Consider the following 19,575-nt stretch of genomic DNA (forward strand, 5'->3'; position numbering starts at 1 on the left):
AACAAAACGACGAAATAGAGGAGATGAAGCGAAATGGCTAAGAAAAAATACCCCGAGGCGCAAGGAAAGTATGACCAATACAATAATGTTGCAGCCAAGTTGAAAACTTATAAAAGTACGATACAGACAAATATCAGTCTGAATCTTTCAACAGGGGATATAGGAAGCGATGTTTCTGGTGCCTACTATGACAAATTTGTGGAAAAAGAGCAGGAATGGCGAGATCAAGTAAATCAAGTAGTTACAGATTTTACAAATTTTCAGACTAGTCTGCAAACATGCATTACAGAGGCTGAGACAAAGGCTTCACTTTGGCATGGTAGAATAGGGATGATGGAAGAGGAGGAGTAATTGATCATGAATGATTTTGTTGAAGTAAAGGACGGGTTGACGGATACGATAAGTTCCTATCGGACAATTAGTGAGGGATTAAATAACCTGGGAGATTTGATGAAAGAAATAGATACTTCGCTATCCTCTGACAAATGGCAAGGAGAATCAAAGGATAAGTGCCAGTTCATCCATGATGCAGTGAAGGTTTATTATGTTGCTATACAATCGTTGTGCGAGGGGATGGAGCAGCATAGTCAAAAACTGATCGACAACACAGATAGCTTTGTTGATGATTCGGACAATGTACGGATGCTGAATTCAATTTAAATAGGAGGACATATAAATGTATGATATCTATGAACTGTATATTTTAAATAGTGTGATCGACGGAAAAAATGTTTTTTCCTTACCACTATTTTCAGAGATGGACATTTCAAAATTAGTTGCTGATACAATTAAGGAGCGAATGATTGAAAAAGGTTTTTTGGAAAGCCCTTCTAGTTTGGCAGATAGTAGTGTTAGAACGATACAACGCTTACAGGATTTTAAACATGCAAAGAGCTATTTTCAGATCGATACAGTAACGATGGGAATCATCAATGATCAGGAAGCTATTTTGATTATTGAAAATCCATTTTATAAGAATTATGAGATCAAACGAGTAGATATTTCGAAGGGGTTGCAGCAATTACAGGAAGCGTATACCTTTTTGAAGGACGAAAGCATTTCAGAAAAAATAGAAGAAACTGAGACAAGGTGCTCGGAAAGAAAATTGGAACGACTGGGCTATGATAAAAAGCTGAGTTTGAAGATCCATTCAAAATCAGTGGATGATGAAGCAAAAACTTTATTTTTTAAAAAGGAAGATGGATTCTATGTATATGATTATCTTGACCATATACTGTATAAAAAGAATTATGATACCTTCATCCAAATTTTGAATGAAAGGGTGAAGATACATGACTGATAAACTAAATTTTAGTATAGAGATGATGAATGAAATCAGCGGAAAATACCAGAGCTGTGTCACGGAAACTGAAACGATCCTTGAGAGCTTGAATACGTTGAGAAACCAGTTGAACGACAATTATAAAGGACACGGCAGTGCACTTTCAGATGATGCTGTCTCCAAAATAATTGAACATGTAGAGTTTTTACAGAAATGTTATAGTTGTACAGAGCAGTTTGTAACGCATACGCAGGAAACGATGGCTATGTTGGATGACATGCTTATGAAGCCAAGTGATGTACTCAGCACCACAGCAAGCTCTGGAGGTGGACGGTAATGCCGCAAATAAAGACAAGAAATGAAAATTGGTTGGATCGGTCGAATGTTTTATATCGAGATATAGGTTGGGAAGTAGAAAATTTATATACGGCACAAACAGAATGTCAAAGTGCTGTAGATGCAGTCGTAGCTCAGGGAGACATTGGCTCATTATCGTTGCCGGTTACGGTGGCTCAGCTAGAAGAATTGAATGAAAAACGTCGAACGCTAGTTTCTTTTTGTAATGGTGTACATTATGAAATTGCTGAATTAATTGACAATCCATTTTCAACTGGAGTATCTGAAACGATTCAGGCAGCCTATGAGCTGAACCCGTCTGATATTACAGTCACAACTGGTAAACAGTTTCTTTTCTTTGATAAGAATACTTCTTTGACGGATTTGATCAGTTCGACAATCGTTGATGATGAGTTAAGGGCTGATTTTGAGAAAAAAGCGAAAAATTTAGATCAAGACAAAATATCCGATACACTGGATCAGGATATTCAAGAAGCTCGTTTTTGGAAGGATGAATTTATCAAAGCAGATGAGTGCAAAAAAATAGCAGAAGAGATTTTCACACCGGAAGTTCGAAAAAATTGGGAAAATATGTCTCCAGAGAAACGAAAAAAAATAATTGAAGAATATGCTGACAGAATTGGCTCTGTTTTTGGAAATGGAAATAGTATTTTTGATGATCTCGTTTATTACAAAGGTAATGATGGGGATTATGGATATAATTCTAGCTGGGGTAGTAGAAAATGGTTATTTTGGACAGAAAGAAATCATGAAACTGGAATAAACGATAAATTTGTAGAAAACCCAATAAAGAATTACTCAATCGATAAAATTATTGATACTACAACTCATGAGCTTCGACATGCTTATCAAGATGAAGTAAAAAATGATCCTGATAAATACAACGCCCCGCAGTCAGTGATAGACGATTGGGGTGCGCCTTATATTAAATCAGATACAAAGTTGGGGTATGATAAATATTATAATCAGCCGGTGGAAGAGGATGCGAAGGCATTTGCTGCATTGGCAAAGCCGTCAGGAACTAAATTAAAGGAGTAAACTAATGAAAGGAAAAAAAATCAGAATGATTATAATAATAGTTATAGCTTCTTTACTATCTATAGGCGGATTCCTATTATTTAACAATTATCAAATCAGAAAAGCAGATAAAGAATTGGCAAAAAGAGAAGCAAATCAGAAGAAAATAGAAAATAGAACAATTCAAGAAATAGAAATACTGAAAGCACACAGCTACCTAGGTTTGGATTTTTTTTCACTGAAAGCAGATGAGCAACAAAATGTTAGTGAAGAAGGAAAAGAAAGAGATATGGTTCCAGAGGGAGTTACAGCTGATAATCGGCAGCTATATGGTTATTATTTTACTTATGCTGGCAAATATAGAATGACTAAGTTGGAGATATATTCAGCTGATTATAATGTACTTGAGATAAAAGTAACCGATGATGTGACTTTGGTTGAAGATATTATGAGTAAATATAACTATACAAAGGTTGAAACGCCATCTGTATATGAAGGTACGAAAACAAAGGTGTATCAAAAATATGATATTCATATTGTTTTCGAAACGAAAGAATCAGAAACAGAGATATCCTCTATTTTTCTCTCAGTATCTAGTGAGAAAGAAGACGATGGAAAAATGCATTAAGCAGTATAACTTTTAAAGTTAATGAAGAAGAGACAACAGCCACCGCCATTTCTATTTCCGTATACAATGAAAAGGAGCATGAAGGGATTATCTATTAGTTAATGGGAATGTCAAATAATCTATCTATAAAAAACCTGCTTAAGACTGGATATGGTTCAATCCAATCTCAAGCAGGTTTTCTATTTCTAAAACGTCATTTTTTCGATACGATCAAAGGCTTCCTTAAGCTCCGCTAAATCTTGTGTAGCGGCTAGTCGTACATGATGGTTGCCCGTTGTTTCACCAAAGGCTTTCCCTGGGATTACAAGTACCTTCGTCTCTTGTAACAGCTTTTCCGTAAAGGCAACAGAATCCAAACCTGTTTTTTCGATGTTGATAAAGGCATAGATCGTTCCTTTTACTGGCAGTATAGATAGAAAGGGAATTTCCGCTACGCGCTTTTCTACATATTCCAAGCGCTCCTTGAATACAGAAACGACTTCAGGAATCAGAAAATCTGAATGCTCTAAAGCAAAGATGCCAGCCTGTTGAGAAGGGCTCGGGGCAGAGTAGGTCACGCTTTCGTTGATGAGCTTAGCTGCATTGTTGATATACTCTGGCGCAATCATATAGCCGATTCTCCAGCCAGTCATCGCAAAGGCTTTTGAAAAGCTGCCGAAGGTGATTGTATGCTCAGGAGCGAAGGCTGCCATCGGTGTGAATGTATCATAGAAACAAAAGGCTTCATAAACTTCATCTGACAGGATATAAAAATCATGAGCGATAGCAAGCTCAGCGATTGCTTTAAACGTATCTGCAGAGAAAACGGCACCAGTTGGATTGTTTGGTGAATTGATGATGATAGCTTTTGTTTTATCCGTGATTTTTTCCTTTAACAAATCAATATTGATTTGAAATTCATCCTCTTCAAAGGTTGGTAAAAAGACAGGTACGCCGCCTGCAAAAAGAACCTGATCTTTGTAGGGAGAAAAATATGGTTCATGAATGATGACCTCGTCGCCTGGATCAAGAATAACCTGTAGTGCTAAATACATACCGTGGAGCGCACCAACTGTTGCTCGAATTTGAGAGACATCAAAGGCAAGATCGTATTCTTTTTTGTAGAAACGAATCACAGCCTCTAAAAATTCAGCACTTCCTCCGGAAGCAGTATATTTTGTATGACCAGCTTTCACATCCGTAAAAGCGGCATCGATAATTCGTTCATCTGTAATCAAATCCGGATCGCCAATGGAAAGGTCGATCAGATCAGACATTTGTTTTGCCAGTGTGGCAATATCCATCAAGATATTCTCGGCTGGCTGTTGGTGTCGTTTGGCAATTTTTGATATATCCATATAAAGAAACATCTCCTTCATCCATCAATAAAAGTGTAATTTTTATTAAGACGTGGTTGAAAAGTTCGAACATGTCCCAGTCTTCTAAAAATCTTCTTCTTATATAGTAAAGCATTCGATTGAATATGCAAAGCCATTCTTTTCGACTCTGCCTTTAAAACTGAAGCCGTCCCCTCTGCTTATCATTCAAAGCAGAAAGAACGGCTGTTGCTTCTTTTTAAATTTATAGCACCTTTTTCAGGAAATCCTGTGTTCTCGGATTTTTTGGTTGACCGAAGATTTCTTCTGGAGTGCCCTCTTCCTGAATGATTCCAGCGTCCATAAAGATTACTCGATCGGCAACTTCACGGGCAAAGCCCATTTCGTGGGTAACGACAACCATCGTCATTCCTTTGACAGCTAAGGCTTTCATTACGGATAATACTTCCCCAACCATTTCCGGATCTAATGCAGAGGTTGGTTCGTCGAAGAGCATTACATCAGGGTTCATAGCAAGCGCACGTGCGATTGCCACACGTTGCTGTTGTCCGCCTGATAAACTAGAAGGATAACTGCTGCTTTTTTCTTCAAGTCCAACCTGATCAAGCAGTTCATGCGCTTTTGCTTCTGCTTGTTTTTGATCTTCTTTCTTTACTTTGATTGGGCTGATTGTTAGGTTTTCCAGCACCGTCTTATGAGGGAATAGGTTAAAACTTTGGAATACCATCCCCATTTTTTGACGAAGCTCATCGATATTGGTGTTTTTATCTAATAGATTTTTACCTTCAAATTCGATTTTTCCAGCTGTCGGCTGCTCCAACAGATTCAAACAGCGAAGGAAGGTACTCTTTCCGCTTCCAGAAGGGCCGATGATCACAACCACTTCGCCAGCATTGACGGTCAAATCAATCCCCTTCAATACTTCATTTTTATCAAAAGATTTATGCAAATTTTCAATTTTAATCACTAGTGCTCATTCTCCTTTCAGCAACACCCAAAAGACGGGAAATCGTAAATGTCAGTACAAAGTAGATCAATGATACGACTAGATAAGGAAGGAATGGCTTGAAGCTAGCTCCCTGCACATTTCCTGCTTGGAAAATCAGTTCGGATACACCAATCACAGAAACCACAGAGGATTCCTTGATGACTGTGACAAATTCGTTTCCTAATGCCGGCAGGATATTCTTGATTGCCTGCGGTAGAATAATAAAGCGCATTGCTTGAGATTGGCTCATTCCCAGTGAACGGGAAGCCTCCATCTGTCCTTTATTCACAGCATTGATACCAGCACGAACGATTTCAGCAACATAGGCGCCGCTGTTTAAGGTCAAAGCAATACAGCCTGCAGCGACCTTAGAAAGATCTAAACCTAAAACACCAGTACCAAAGTAAACGATGAAGATTTGAACCAAAAGCGGTGTTCCTCTAACATATTCAATATAGATAATGGCTAGTGCACGTAAGATTTTTGATTTTGACAGCTTCATTAAAGCCAGTAGACCGCCAAAGATGGTTCCGAACAGCACGCCGATAAAGGCAAGAAAAATCGTGTAGCCGGCACCGTTCAAATAGAATTTTCCGTATTTTTGCAGGAAGCCTTCGTTATCATCGAACATCAATTCTGCGGCTTCTTTTTTGTAGCCGTCCAGTAATTTTTCATCATTGATTGTTTGAATAGAAGCATTTACTCTTTCCATCAAAATAGGGGTGTTCTTTGCCATAGCGATCGCTGTCTGTTTTTCTCCTTCGATGAAAGAGACATCAGCAAAAACCAAATCATCATTTCGATCGACATAGGCTTCAGCAACCGGACCTTCAAGAATGATGGCATCAACCTTTTTATTTTTTAGGTTCATAACGATATCCGGTACTTTTTGAAGAGAGGTAGGAATCGAACCAATCAGTTCATTCTTTGCTAAATCTTCTTGTGTTGTTTGTTTTTGCACGCCAACCTTGATGCCTTCGAAGTCACTGGTTGAGTGATACTTGTCTTGATCTTCTTTACGAACGATAACACGCTGCTGTACATTCATGTAAGGATCGGAGAAATCAACTTCCTTCAAGCGCTCAGCAGTGGGGGCCATACCGGAAATGATCAAATCGATCTTATCTGTTTTTAGAGCCCCAAGTAAAGCATCAAAACCGAGTTCTTCGATTTTTAGCTTTACACCCAGATCTTCAGCTATTTTTTCTGCAATCGATACATCGAATCCTACGATTGTATCTTTACCATCTATATCTGTATGGAATTCGTAGGGGGCATAGTCGGCAGAAAGACCAACGATCAGTTCTCCGCGTTTGATGATTCTATCGTAAACCGGATCAGATTCTTCAGCTAAAGCAGTCTGAACAGGAAGCAGTGCCAAAAGCACTAATAAGGCAGATAAAATAAGAGCAGATAGTTTTTTAAAGATTTTCATTTGCGTAACTCCTTTTGAAATTTTATGCAATAAATATTCTAATAAAACAGTGTAAATGTATAAAAATTTATTGTTTTTCGATGTGATTTATCATATCATAGTTTGTATAAAAGGAAAAGGCTAAATTATCACAGATTAACTGTATTGAATAAAAATTATTTGAGGGGTAGAAATGTATGGAACAGTCATTGATCGTCAGAGGTGCACCACAGGAATATGAATGTCGAATCGGCGCGTGGGATGGGTTGGAAACGCACCTGCAGCGCAGACATATTGACCGTGTATTAGTTCTTCACGGGAAGTATTCATGGGAGGCGGCAAAGCCGTTTTTCCCGGCGTTGAAAGATATATACACCTGTTTTATGACCTATAATGGAGAGTGTACAGATAGTGAAGCAGAGACTGTTTCGGCTCTAGTGAAAAGTGAAAAGCTGACAGGGATCGTTGCTGTCGGCGGCGGGAAAATAGCTGATTTAGGGAAAGCAGTTGCCAATACTTGTGGTGTTCCTGTTTTGATCTTACCTACATTAGCAGCAACCTGTGCCGCCTATACACCATTGAGCGTTATATACAACGATGACGGCTCCATGGATCGCTACGATGTTTTTCCGATCAGCAACGCTTTGGTTCTGATCGAACCGGAAGTGTTGCTTCATTCACCGATCGATTTAATGATTGCCGGAATCGGTGATACTTTAGCGAAATGGTACGAAGCGGATGCCATGATTTCTCAGTTGGAAGTTCAGCCAATAGAAATCGGTGTTGCTTCCTTTGCAGCCGGGCAGTGTCGTGAGATTTTACTTAGAGACAGCGAACAAGGCATTCAAGCAATGGAAGACGGTATGATTAATCAGGCATTTCTAAATGTGATTGAAACGAATATCCTGCTTGGCGGGATGGTTGGCGGTTTTGGCGATGACTACGGCCGAACTGCTGGAGCACACTCGATTCATGATGCGTTAACGATCTTATCTGAGAGCCATAATCAGCTCCATGGTAATAAGGTTGCTTATGGTGTATTTGTTCAGTTGGTGATTGAAGATAAATGGACAGAAATAGACAAGCTGCTACCCTTCTATCGTTCTCTCAACTTACCAGCTTCATTGGCTGAGATGGAGATGCGTCTTTCAGAACTGGAATATCAAGCGGTGGCAGAACGAGCTGCGGAGCCTCATGAAACCATTCATTATATGAAGGAAACGATCACACCTGATGTTGTAAAAGACGCCATGAAAGCTCTTGAAGCATATATGGCAGCAAAATAATTACTCATTTCAAAAAAACAGTGTATTGGAAGATAACACTTAAAGGGTCAAACGACCATTTGAGAAAATTTTCCAAGCACTGCTTTTTTCTTGTTTATTTTTACTGGATTAAGTGATTCAATCAGGAAAAGAACAGTTCCTTTCTATAATAAAGGGCTGCTGAAAAATCAGCAAATAATTCGCAGAGGCTTTGAGTGTGCGCAATTGCCTTTTTCAAAAAAACTACTTTTGGGATGGATCACCATTTATCCCGGTGAGCTTTTGGAGAAAAGGCAGCTGATCCACAGCTCTTTGTTGAAAAGCAGTCTTGTGATTTGAAGCATGCAGGTGTTTATAAAATATACCTTAAATAAAGCAATGATTTTATAGAAATCTTGCAAAGCGACAGGAAAAACAGTATGATGGGAAAGGACGAATTTTGAAGAGAAAGTAGGGAAATGAATGACAGAACCAGCCATTCGTTATCGTTTAATAAAGAAAGAAAAACATACAGGTGCCCGCCTTGGGGAACTGATCACACCACATGGAACATTCCCAACGCCAATGTTCATGCCGGTAGGAACTCTTGCGACAGTTAAAACAATGGCACCGGAAGAGCTGAAGCAGATGGGAGCAGGAGTGATCCTGAGTAATACATACCATTTGTGGCTTCGACCTGGAGAAGATTTAGTGGAGGAAGCTGGTGGACTACATAAATTTATGAATTGGGATCAGCCGATCCTAACTGATTCCGGTGGTTTCCAAGTCTTTTCTTTAAGTGATATGCGTAATATCACGGAAGAGGGTGTTCACTTTAAGAATCATTTGAACGGTTCACCGATGTTCCTATCTCCTGAAAAGGCTATTGATATTCAAAACAAGCTTGGTTCAGATATCATGATGAGCTTTGATGAATGTCCGCCATTTGATGAAAGCTATGACTACGTGAAAGATTCGATTGAAAGAACTTCTCGTTGGGCTGAAAGAGGATTGAAGGCACATAGAAATCCAGATCGTCAAGGTTTATTTGGAATTATTCAAGGTGCCGGTTTCGAAGACCTTCGTCGTCAAAGCGCGAAGGATTTGATCAGCATGGATTTTCCAGGATATTCTATCGGTGGTCTTTCTGTAGGAGAACCGAAAGAGGAAATGAATCGAGTACTAGAATTTACTACACCTCTGATACCTGAACACAAACCGCGTTACTTGATGGGCGTAGGAACTGCTGATTCGTTGATTGATGGTGTGATACGTGGTGTTGATATGTTTGACTGCGTGCTGCCAACACGAATTGCCCGCAATGGAACATGCATGACATCTCAAGGAAGATTGGTTGTGAAGAACGCACAGTATGCTCGTGACTTCAGACCGTTAGATGAAAAATGTGACTGCTATACTTGTAAAAATTATACAAGAGCATATATCCGTCACTTGATCAAGTGTGACGAAACCTTTGGGATTCGACTGACGTCATATCATAACCTGTACTTCTTGCTGAATCTAATGAAGCAAGTACGTCAGGCAATCATGGATGATCAGCTTTTGGAATTCAGACAAGCCTTTTTCGAAGAGTACGGCTTTAACAAAGAAAATGCGAAAAGTTTCTAAAAAATATAGTAAAACGCTAGTGTTCTAATGCAATTTTTGTTACAGTTAACACTATATGAATCGCACTAAATAGTTTATTGCATGGAAAAATGTCTATTATCCTTGATACAGGTAATAGAAATCATTTTCGATGTCATTCATTTAGTCGCATTCAATAAAGATTAAATGGTGAGGTGAAAAAAATGGGCGGCGGATTTACAATGATTTTTACATTGGTCCTTTTAGGAGGAATGATGTTCTGGATGTCACGTTCTCAAAAGAAACAGCAAAAGGAACGTCAGTCACTTTTAAATAGTATGAAAGTCGGAGATAAGGTAATAACAATCGGAGGCTTGCATGGTGTTGTTTCTGAAATGGACAATGTCAGCAAAACAGTCTTTATCGATTGCGAAGGAATCCTTCTGGAATTTGATCAAAATGCGATTCGTACTGTAAAACCAAGTACCACAGCAACACAGACAGAAACGAATGCAGTTGAGCAAGAGCCTGTTATTCTGGAAAAACAGGAAACAATTGCTGAACCTGAGGAATCAACAGATTCTGTAGATGAAACGAAGGAATAGGCATCTATTCGACTACGATTGAGAAATTGCGAAGGCTGGGCTGCCGAGATGGAGCTCAGCCTTTAAGTCCGAATGGAATAGAGCTTAAAGCTGGATTGTTTTGCTGTGAACAGCTGGACAGCAGCCTAGCATCCATTGTTTTATCGTTGATAGTTTCTCATTGTGAAGTTAGGGAGGGGATCAAGATTCAAAAGCTATCTTGGCATCAAAAGGTGCTTTTATCGAAAGAAATAAAGCTGAAATGCCGCTCCTTTCAAGAAAACGGCTATCAAGGAGTAAGCGAGACGGAATTGTTGGATTACTTACTTTTATACCGCTGGAAAAATCGACAACGATTATCGATTAAGGAATGCAAAAGTGACATTTTACATATTGAACCTAATGATTTCTTTGATTATCAGCAGCTGGTCGCTCAGACTAGCCCATTCCAGTTGAGGGATTGGACGGATATTAAAGATCTTCTTTAGATAAAAGTTCTAAGAATAGAAATCCTTGGATGGAGGAAAATCCAACATAGGCGGTACTCGGAAAATGGCAGACATTTTTGAGTGCTGTCTTTTACTATAAGGAGGAGAAGAAAATGACAGAAAAAATCATGTTAACTCATCAGCAACCATCTCCGGAAGCCTTTCAAGAGCTGCGTATAAAAGCCGGACTGTCACCAAGAAATCCGGAAGCAATAGCAACAGCTCTTCAAAATAGCTGTTGCTGTGTGACTTTATGGAATGATGGAAATGAATTGATCGGCATGGGAAGAATTATTGGAGATGGCGGAACTGCCTTTCAAGTTGTGGATATCGCTGTTGACCCAATATATCAAGGTCAGGGGTTAGGGAAGAAAATCATGAGTGCACTAAATATGTATATTGAACAGGAAATCCCCGATAGAGCCTATGTCAGTCTGATAGCAGATGGTACAGCAAAAGAACTATATCGCCAATTTGGTTTTGAAGAAACATTGCCGGCATCTACAGGAATGTTTTATAAACGAGGTTGAAGAATGCCTACATTGTGGAATAGTGAACAAAATAAAGCATGTTATTAAATTAATAGGATAACTAATAAAAAATAAAACTAAGACTGACTTCAAAATGAAAGGGCAGTCTTTTTTTGTTACTGTATGAATGTTTATCGATTGAAAACGCTTGAAATAATAAATTTTTATAAACTGTGAAAAAAATCACAAAAAACTATTTACAAGAAAACCAGAATGTTGTATGATGTGAATGTGAAATAGTTAACAAACAAATTTAATGATAAATTTTTTAGGAGGATTACAATGGCAAAAACGAAGAAAAAAGAAGAAACAAAAGCTCTTGACGTTCAAACAATGATCGATGAGCTGGCTGCCAAAGCGAACGTTGCTTTAAAAGAAATGGAAAGCTTCGATCAAGAAAAAGTTGACCACATCGTTCATGAAATGGCAATGGCTGCTTTAGATCAGCATATGCCTCTTGCTAAAATGGCAGTTGAGGAAACTGGTCGTGGAATCGTTGAAGATAAAGCAATCAAGAACATGTACGCTTCTGAATATATCTGGAACAGTATCAAACACAACAAAACAGTTGGCGTAATCAGCAATGATGAGCAAACAGGTTTGATTGAAATCGCTGGACCGGTTGGTGTTGTTTGTGGTGTTACACCAACAACAAACCCAACATCAACAACTATTTTTAAAGCAATGATCGCTTTGAAAACTGGTAACCCAATCGTTTTTGCCTTCCATCCAAGTGCTCAAAAATGTTCTGCTGAAGCAGCTCGTATCGTTCGTGATGCAGCGATTGCAGCAGGCGCTCCTGAAAACTGTGTTCAATGGATCGAACAGCCATCAATCGATGCAACATCTATGTTGATGAATCACCCAGGCGTTGCGATCGTATTGGCAACTGGTGGTCCTGGAATGGTTAAATCAGCTTACTCAACTGGTAAACCAGCTTTAGGTGTTGGTGCCGGTAACGTACCTGCTTACATTGAAAAATCTGCTAAAATCAAGCGTGCAGTAAACGATTTGATCGTTTCTAAATCTTTCGATAACGGTATGATTTGTGCTTCTGAGCAAGCAGTTATCGTAGACAAAGACGTATATGCAGCTGTAAAAGCTGAATTCGAAGCGCATCAAGTATACTTTGTAAAACCAAACGAATTACAAAAACTTGAAGATGCTGTAATGAACGAAGGCAAATATGCAGTAAACCCTGCAATCGTAGGTTACTCTGCTGAACATATCGCAAAATTAGCTGGTATCAAAGTACCTGCTGGAACAAAAATCCTGGTTGCTGAACTTGAAGGTGCCGGACCTGAATATCCACTATCACGTGAAAAACTGTCTCCAGTATTAGCGATGATGAAAGCAAAAGATTCAGCTCATGCATTTGATCTATGTGAAGCAATGCTTGAATTAGGCGGATTAGGACATACTGCTGTTATCCATACAGAAGATGAAGATCTGCAAATCAAATTCGGTATCCGCATGAAAGCTTGTCGTGTGTTGGTTAACTCACCATCAGCAGAAGGCGGTATCGGTAATATCTACAACGAAATGATTCCTTCATTGACATTAGGTTGTGGTTCTTACGGTAAGAACTCTGTATCTAAAAACGTATCTGCAATCAACTTGATCAACATCAAAACTGTAGCGAAACGGAGAAATAATATGCAATGGTTTAAATTACCACCAAAAATTTTCTTTGAAAAGAACTCATTACAGTACCTGCAAAAAATGGAAAATGTTGAACGTGTAATGATCGTTTGTGACCCAGGAATGGTTCAATTCGGTTACGCTGATACAGTTCGTAAAGAATTGCAAAAACGTAAAAATGATGTAAAAATCGAAGTATTCTCTGATGTGGAACCTAACCCATCTACAAATACTGTTTACGCTGGAACAAAAGTAATGGCAGACTTCAAGCCGGATACGATCATCGCTTTAGGTGGGGGATCTGCAATGGATGCTGCGAAGGGCATGTGGATGTTCTATGAACACCCAGATACTTCATTCTTCGGCGCAAAACAAAAATTCCTGGATATCCGTAAACGTACGTACAAGATCGACAAGCCTGAGAAAACTCAGTTTGTATGTATCCCTACAACTTCAGGTACTGGTTCAGAAGTAACACCATTTGCCGTTATCACTGATAGCGATACGCACGTGAAGTATCCATTGGCTGATTACGCTCTGACACCAGATGTAGCAATCGTTGACCCTCAATTCGTTATGTCAGTCCCTGCATCAGTAACAGCTGATACTGGTATGGACGTATTGACACATGCGATCGAGTCTTATGTATCTGTAATGGCATCTGACTACACTCGCGGATTGAGCTTACAAGCAATCAAAATTACGTTTGACTACCTTGAAAAATCAGTGAAAACGCCTGATATGGAATCTCGTGAAAAAATGCATAACGCTTCAACAATGGCTGGTATGGCATTCGCGAATGCATTCTTGGGAATTTGTCACTCAGTAGCGCATAAAATTGGTGGAGAATATGGTATTCCTCACGGACGTACGAACGCAATCCTATTGCCTCATATCATCCGTTACAATGCTAAAGATCCTTCAAAACATGCAATGTTCCCTAAATATGACTACTTCCGTGCAGACACAGATTACGCTGACATTGCGAAATTCTTAGGTCTGAAAGGTAAAAACACAGCGGAATTAGTAGATGCTTTAGTGAAGGCTGTTGCTGACTTAGGTACAGCAGTAGGAATCGATATGAGCTTGAAAGCGCAAGGCGTTACTAAAGAAACATTAGACTCTACGGTTGATCGTATGGCTGAATTGGCTTACGAAGACCAATGTACAACTGCTAACCCTAAAGAACCTTTAATCAGTGAATTGAAACAAATCATCATTGATGCTTATAACGGGTAATCCTGCAATTCAAAGCACACTTGGAATTATTTCCAAGTGTGCTTTTTGTATGTTTGGAGTATGGTATCCATGATCACTTCACTATATTGACAAGAAAGGTAACTGGTTATATAATTAGGTAGCTAGTTATGTTTGTGAAGGAGGAAAGAAAAAATGAACAACATTCCTGAAAGAGAATATATATTTGCCAGTATTTTTGCACTGGCAAATAGGATGCAGAAATTAGGAGATAAGCTTGAGGACTATGTGACAATCAAACAGTGGATGCTGCTGGCTGTGCTTTCTAAAAGTGAAGGGCAGTCATTAACAATCAGCGAAGCGGCTGAAATCATTGGCAGCTCTCATCAAAACATTAAGAAAATGGCGCTGATTTTGGAAAAACAAGGCTTTTTATCACTTACAAAACACCCGAAGGATCGGCGAGCTGTTGTGGTTTCTATCACTGACTACTGCAATACTTATTTTGCTGAACGTGAAGCAAAGGAAGAAGCATTTCTGCAATCCGTGTTTCAAGGGGTAGATAGTCAAATGATGACGGAATTATACAAGGGAATCCTCCAATTGCAGAAAAATATCGAACAAATGGAGCTGCAGACAGATGAAAAATAAACAACGAAAGAAATCGAGGTGGAATGGTATGCTATGGATTGGGATGGTCGTCACAGCTGTAGGGCTGATAGTTATCTATTTGGCGCTTCCTGGCGGGAAGCTCTGGAGGCAATATCAAGAGGATATCAGGGTTTCATTTAAAGCAGCAGGAACTCAGAATCAATCTGAAACCTTTACGAAGGACAGCATAAAAGAATTGCCTGCACTGTTACAGAAACATATTGAAAACGGTGGTTACTTAGGTCAACCGCAGATGAGAAACATGTTGATTCATTTTCACGATACAGAGTTCCGGATGGCTCAGGGAAAAGATCCAATGAAAATCGATTTTCAACAGGTTAATTTTGTTAGTCGACCGGATCGTCATGCATTTTTAACAGGGCGGATGTTTGGTCTGCCGATTCAGGCAAAGGATAGTACCATTGACGGTATAGGATCGATGACTGGCGTGCTTGCAAAACAGATTCCGCTATTTCGTTCGACAGGTGCAGAAATGGATCAAGGACAGCTGATTACAGCACTGGCGGATGCTGTATTTATGCCGAGCCTATTTTTACAAGAATTTGTTTCATGGAAAGTTATTGATGACCGGACTGTAGAGGGGCAGATCTCTTGGAAGCAGGTGTCTGCAAAAGGACGATTCACTTTTGATGAGGAGGGGAATGTCATTCGTTTTGATACAGAGGATCGTTATATGGATGATAACGGCAAGGGGAGTAAGCTAGTTCCGTGGTTTGTCACCTATGAGCAGTACCAACAGCAAGATGATTTTTATCAGCCTGGTCATGTGACGGTCAACTGGGTAACATCTGAAGGAGCATACACTTATTTTGAAAGTGACCGGATCGAGGTTGTATATTCAGTAGATGAAGAGAGTATCTGACGCTTTAGACATTTTTTAGCCTTCTAGAGAACTGAGAGTTTGAGTAGACTTTGGTTTAATGGTCAAATAACTGTTTGACAATCGATAAAGCGTCATGGTAACATGACAAAGTAAATTACTTTACAGCACATTTGTTATTTTTGATTGATTCAAAAAAAACAAATGTTAACTCATTAGAGAAAGGAGAGGCATGATTATGATGAACCAAACAAAACATATCAGTGGAAAAATGAAGAATGATTGTATATTCGGCAATGCTGTTGCTTGGTGCGGAAAAGATTTTCATGTGCTCTCTACAGTATAGATTTTATCTGTGTTCAGATAGAAGGACCCGCGGATCATTTTTCAAGATCAGCGGGTCTTTTTGCGTTTTTTTCTGAAAAATTGTCGGATAGGAAGAAAGACGTATCTATTATCAACGGAGGTGTTACCAATGATTGGAACAAGAAAAGAATTAATAAGTGATACAAAAGTATAGGTCAGAATTATTTTTAATATCTGTCCTCTACTTCAAAAAATAATGCTGTGATAAGAGATAGAATATCGCAGTCGCTGAAAGAGGAAACAGAATGTTAACATTACAAGGAAAATATAACGAAGCAGCAGTTTATACAGATTTAATAGGCGAAGGAACGATTGGCCAAATCATCGGCTTATGTAATCAATCCTTTACAAAAGAAAGCAAAATCCGAATCATGCCGGACACCCATAGCGGTACTGGCTGCGTGATTGGAACAACTATGACGATCGGTGATAAAATCGTCCCAAATTTAGTTGGCGTAGATATCGGCTGCGGCTTGTACGTTATAAAAATGAAAAAAAATATCAAGTTGAATTTCGATAAATTGGATCGAATCATTCGTACAAGAATCCCAAATGGCAGCCAAACCCACAGCAAAGCAGCTGCGGACTTTGAACTGGGAACTATATATGCACCGATCCATAAGGGCTGGGCACTTAGAAGCTTGGGGACACTTGGAGGCGGCAATCATTTCATTGAAGTCAATGAAGGAGAGGATGGCTATTATTTAGTGATTCATAGTGGTAGTCGTGTTCTTGGAAAAGAAATTGCAGAATACCATCAGGAAGTGGCTTATCAAGCTTTATCAGACAGACGAAAAGAGCTGAAGCTTGAAAGAAAACATGCCGAGAAGAAAAATGATTTGAAGCGAGCAGCGGAACTAGAGCAGGAACGAGAAGAAATCAAGATGCCGTATGAGCTGTCTTATCTAACAGAAGAGGCAATGACGCATTATTTGTCAGATATGAAGACCGCTCAAGCCTATGCGGCTGAAAATCGCCGTCTGATGGGGGAGATCATTTTAAAGGGAATGAAGTGGAAGAAATCCATTGTTGACAGCTTTGATTGTCCTCATAACTATATCGACATGGAGCAGGGGATTCTGAGAAAAGGTGCTGTTTCAGCTCAGAAGAATCAACAGCTGATCATACCGTTGAATATGAAGGATGGCAGTATACTTGGAATCGGCAAAGGAAATCCGGAATGGAATTATTCTGGTCCTCATGGTGCTGGTCGACAAATGAGTCGTTCCGAAGCAAAGAAGCAGATCAGCTTGGAAAGCTACCAGCATGTCATGAAAAATATCTGGACAACTTCAGTTTCAAAGAAAACTGTAGATGAGGCACCAAAGGCTTACAAGCCGGTAAAACAGCTGCTGGAAGACATTAAGCCTGCTGTTGAAGTACAAGAAATCATTAAACCTCTATACAATTTTAAAGGCTGATGATGGAGGAGGAAATATTTTGAGACAGAAAATCATTATGAAGAAAATATTGGCTTCAGAAAAACAGTTCTATAGAGAACTGCAAGGAGAGTTGATGAGTCTGGAGAATATGACAGCTGTCCAGCAGCAAAAGCTGGCACAGCTGTTATGGGAGGCTTTTCACGGATCAATCGATGATCTGGGCGAAACACCGGAAGAAATGGAGCAGGAAGTGACAGAAATGATTGCTGGAAAATATGGTAAATTTCTTGGGAAGCACTCCTTTGCTCTTTTAGAAGAAAATAAGGAAGAGTTCCTAGGCTGTGTACTAGTCAGCTTTTTTCGGGAAATACCGCTGATCATCTACGTATCGGTAAGTCCGGCAGCACGAGGGCAAAAGCTATCAACAAAGATCATGAATCAAGTGATGCAGTCATTGGCACAGGAGTATGAAGCTGCCTATCTAGTCGTGATAGAAGAGAATCTTCCAGCGAGAAAGATTTATCAAGGCTTGGGATTTGAAGAAGTAGGCAGTGACTGGGACCGTGTATTGAATGAAAAGTGAAAAGAGGATTGATGCGAGGATGAACACTATCTATTTAAAACCAGTAACTACAGAAAATATCGATGTCTGTCTATCGTTAGAGGTGTTGGAGGAGCAGCAGCATTTTGTAGCGCCTGTAGCAAAAAGTCTGGCTTATGCTTATGTAAATCAAGACTATTGTCGACCATTTGGCATTTATGATGGAGAGAAAATTGTAGGTTATGTATCGACGATTTATGATCCGTCAGATGGGATGTACTGCATCTGGCATATGCTAGTTGATAGGAACGAGCAGGGAAAGGGATATGGAGCTGCAGGATTGGCAAAGGTCATTGAGTATTTCAAGTCTGAGCCTTTTGGTAAAGGGACAAGTATAGGGCTATCTTGTCATGAGCAAAACTCAACCGCTTTAGCTGTGTATCATAAACTTGGCTTTAAAGAAAATGGAGAAAAGGATGACGAGGGAGAGATAGTTTTACTTCGTTCGTTGTAAGCCAAACACGCAGAAAGAATAGAAAAAAGGTAAGCTGGACACTCGTGTCTGCTTACCTTTTTTGTACTTTTACAGAGTTATTTTTCAAACAGACTAACATATCTGCGGGTAAAATAATCGAAGAAGAAGGTCAGTGGATAAGTACCGATTTGTACATAATTTTCTTTTGTGACCCGAATCGTTTGAGTAAATTGATTGGTCAGTGTGTTCTTCGTATTTTGTGTGATAAAGATAGAGTCAGCGGGACTTTGACTAATCTTGCGCGTCAGCTCATGATTCTTTGTCAGTAATGTCCCATATGAAGAAATGACGATGATCAAGGCATTCTTGTCCAACTGATCGATCAGCTCTTTTTGCAGCTGCTCTGTTTCACCTATATAGAGGATTTTCCTGCTGGAGAGAAAAGCAGATTGTACTTCTTTTGCCAGTTCAAGTGTTGAGCTGTAACCAATCAAAACGACTTCAGAAGCGACATGGATTTTATGGAGAAGTTGATCGATTTCCTCGATATCAATTGTTTTTAGAACATCATGGATCGATGCTGTGATCTCTTCGCTGTAACTAGTCAAGTAAGCCTTGGGATCTTTTTGAAGCAATCGAAAGTCCTTTTCATTCATTCGTAGGCCGCTGTAAGGGGTGATGCCATCAAGCTGCTGCAGCGCATCCCGTAAATCTGCAAAGGAAGCAAAACGAAAATGGCGACTAAAACGAGTTAGAGTAGCTGGAGAGACGTAACATTTTTCAGCAATTTCTGAAATCGTTAAGGAAGGAACTTCTTCCGGATGAGTCAGCAGAAAAAGAATGATCTTGGAATAGGTTGTTTCTTTTCCATGTGTATTCAAGTAAGTTAAAAAATCAAAAATATCGAACATAACCAATGAGCACTCCAATCAATAGACTTCATTTTCATTAATGTGAAAATGGTCGTAAAAGATGAAAATAGCGATAAAAACAGGAAAATAGAATTGGTTATTCCTGTGATAAGATAATAGGGATTAAGTGCTTCA

Annotated in this window: 21 protein-coding genes; 17 read left to right on the plus strand and 4 right to left on the minus strand. The window is 39.4% G+C overall.

Features of this window, described 5'->3' with window-relative positions; translation table 11 throughout:
• The first annotated feature begins 33 nt into the window (after positions 1-33).
• Genes I6N96_RS11510 through I6N96_RS11535 form a run of 6 tightly spaced genes read left to right on the plus strand, consistent with a single transcriptional unit; the run spans position 34 to position 3,284 of the window.
• On the plus strand, positions 34-351 hold the full coding sequence (locus tag I6N96_RS11510; RefSeq protein ID WP_209557684.1) for a hypothetical protein: 318 nt from the start codon (positions 34-36) through the stop codon (positions 349-351).
• 6 nt (positions 352-357) lie between these two features.
• Positions 358-660, plus strand: a complete 303-nt coding sequence (locus I6N96_RS11515; protein WP_209557685.1) for a hypothetical protein — start codon at positions 358-360, stop codon at positions 658-660.
• A 16-nt stretch (positions 661-676) separates the two neighbouring features.
• On the plus strand, positions 677-1,300 hold the full coding sequence (locus tag I6N96_RS11520) for a DUF5081 family protein (RefSeq protein ID WP_209557686.1): 624 nt from the start codon (positions 677-679) through the stop codon (positions 1,298-1,300).
• Entirely contained in the window at positions 1,293-1,619 is a 327-nt protein-coding gene (locus tag I6N96_RS11525; RefSeq protein WP_209557687.1) for a hypothetical protein, read from the plus strand. The genes I6N96_RS11520 and I6N96_RS11525 overlap by 8 nt, the downstream gene beginning before the upstream one ends.
• Entirely contained in the window at positions 1,619-2,677 is a 1,059-nt protein-coding gene (locus tag I6N96_RS11530; RefSeq protein ID WP_209557688.1) for a hypothetical protein, read from the plus strand. Before I6N96_RS11525 ends, I6N96_RS11530 begins: the two co-directional genes overlap by 1 nt.
• A gap of 4 nt (positions 2,678-2,681) precedes the next feature.
• Complete coding sequence (locus I6N96_RS11535; RefSeq protein WP_209557689.1) at positions 2,682-3,284, plus strand: hypothetical protein; 603 nt, start codon at positions 2,682-2,684, stop codon at positions 3,282-3,284.
• Positions 3,285-3,469: 185 nt separating this feature from the next.
• Here the strand turns inward: I6N96_RS11535 and I6N96_RS11540 are convergent, their stop codons facing one another.
• From I6N96_RS11540 to I6N96_RS11550, 3 genes are all read right to left on the minus strand, one after another.
• On the minus strand, positions 3,470-4,621 hold the full coding sequence (locus tag I6N96_RS11540; RefSeq protein ID WP_209557690.1) for a pyridoxal phosphate-dependent aminotransferase: 1,152 nt from the start codon (positions 4,619-4,621) through the stop codon (positions 3,470-3,472).
• A 223-nt stretch (positions 4,622-4,844) separates the two neighbouring features.
• Positions 4,845-5,567 carry an amino acid ABC transporter ATP-binding protein gene (locus I6N96_RS11545; protein WP_209557691.1) on the minus strand — a complete coding sequence of 241 codons (723 nt, stop codon included), beginning with the start codon at positions 5,565-5,567 and terminating at the stop codon, positions 4,845-4,847.
• Complete coding sequence (locus I6N96_RS11550; protein ID WP_209557692.1) at positions 5,560-7,023, minus strand: ABC transporter substrate-binding protein/permease; 1,464 nt, start codon at positions 7,021-7,023, stop codon at positions 5,560-5,562. The genes I6N96_RS11545 and I6N96_RS11550 overlap by 8 nt, the downstream gene beginning before the upstream one ends.
• Positions 7,024-7,199: 176 nt before the next feature.
• Between I6N96_RS11550 and I6N96_RS11555 the strand changes: the two genes are divergently transcribed.
• From I6N96_RS11555 to I6N96_RS11605, 11 genes are all read left to right on the plus strand, one after another.
• Positions 7,200-8,288: an iron-containing alcohol dehydrogenase family protein gene (locus I6N96_RS11555; protein ID WP_209557693.1), complete on the plus strand. Its 1,089-nt coding sequence runs from the start codon at positions 7,200-7,202 to the stop codon at positions 8,286-8,288.
• Between the two features lie 441 nt (positions 8,289-8,729).
• The gene (gene tgt / locus I6N96_RS11560) at positions 8,730-9,875 is read left to right on the plus strand and encodes a tRNA guanosine(34) transglycosylase Tgt (protein ID WP_209557694.1); all 1,146 of its coding nucleotides are present in this window, start codon (positions 8,730-8,732) and stop codon (positions 9,873-9,875) included.
• A 182-nt stretch (positions 9,876-10,057) separates the two neighbouring features.
• Positions 10,058-10,438, plus strand: coding sequence for a preprotein translocase subunit YajC (yajC, locus tag I6N96_RS11565; protein ID WP_209557695.1), 381 nt, complete (start codon positions 10,058-10,060; stop codon positions 10,436-10,438).
• 212 nt (positions 10,439-10,650) lie between these two features.
• Complete coding sequence (locus tag I6N96_RS11570; RefSeq protein ID WP_347339084.1) at positions 10,651-10,905, plus strand: post-transcriptional regulator; 255 nt, start codon at positions 10,651-10,653, stop codon at positions 10,903-10,905.
• Positions 10,906-11,018: 113 nt separating this feature from the next.
• On the plus strand, positions 11,019-11,435 hold the full coding sequence (locus tag I6N96_RS11575; RefSeq protein WP_245186939.1) for a GNAT family N-acetyltransferase: 417 nt from the start codon (positions 11,019-11,021) through the stop codon (positions 11,433-11,435).
• Positions 11,436-11,717: 282 nt separating this feature from the next.
• Positions 11,718-14,315: a bifunctional acetaldehyde-CoA/alcohol dehydrogenase gene (gene adhE / locus I6N96_RS11580; protein WP_209557696.1), complete on the plus strand. Its 2,598-nt coding sequence runs from the start codon at positions 11,718-11,720 to the stop codon at positions 14,313-14,315.
• 153 nt (positions 14,316-14,468) lie between these two features.
• A complete protein-coding gene (locus tag I6N96_RS11585) occupies positions 14,469-14,924 on the plus strand; it encodes a MarR family winged helix-turn-helix transcriptional regulator (RefSeq protein ID WP_209557697.1) in 456 nt (151 codons plus the stop codon).
• Positions 14,914-15,807 (plus strand): DUF6544 family protein, encoded by an 894-nt coding sequence (locus I6N96_RS11590; protein WP_245186940.1) that lies wholly within the window; start codon positions 14,914-14,916, stop codon positions 15,805-15,807. Before I6N96_RS11585 ends, I6N96_RS11590 begins: the two co-directional genes overlap by 11 nt.
• Positions 15,808-16,376: 569 nt before the next feature.
• Complete coding sequence (locus I6N96_RS11595; RefSeq protein ID WP_209557698.1) at positions 16,377-17,552, plus strand: RtcB family protein; 1,176 nt, start codon at positions 16,377-16,379, stop codon at positions 17,550-17,552.
• Between the two features lie 19 nt (positions 17,553-17,571).
• Complete coding sequence (locus tag I6N96_RS11600; RefSeq protein WP_209557699.1) at positions 17,572-18,096, plus strand: GNAT family N-acetyltransferase; 525 nt, start codon at positions 17,572-17,574, stop codon at positions 18,094-18,096.
• 19 nt (positions 18,097-18,115) lie between these two features.
• Positions 18,116-18,568, plus strand: a complete 453-nt coding sequence (locus I6N96_RS11605; RefSeq protein WP_209557700.1) for a GNAT family N-acetyltransferase — start codon at positions 18,116-18,118, stop codon at positions 18,566-18,568.
• Between the two features lie 77 nt (positions 18,569-18,645).
• Here the strand turns inward: I6N96_RS11605 and I6N96_RS11610 are convergent, their stop codons facing one another.
• Complete coding sequence (locus I6N96_RS11610; protein WP_209557701.1) at positions 18,646-19,440, minus strand: MurR/RpiR family transcriptional regulator; 795 nt, start codon at positions 19,438-19,440, stop codon at positions 18,646-18,648.
• Between the last annotated feature and the right edge of the window lie 135 nt (positions 19,441-19,575).

The organism is Enterococcus larvae, from assembly GCF_017830045.1.
GTDB lineage: Bacteria > Bacillota > Bacilli > Lactobacillales > Enterococcaceae > Enterococcus_L > Enterococcus_L larvae.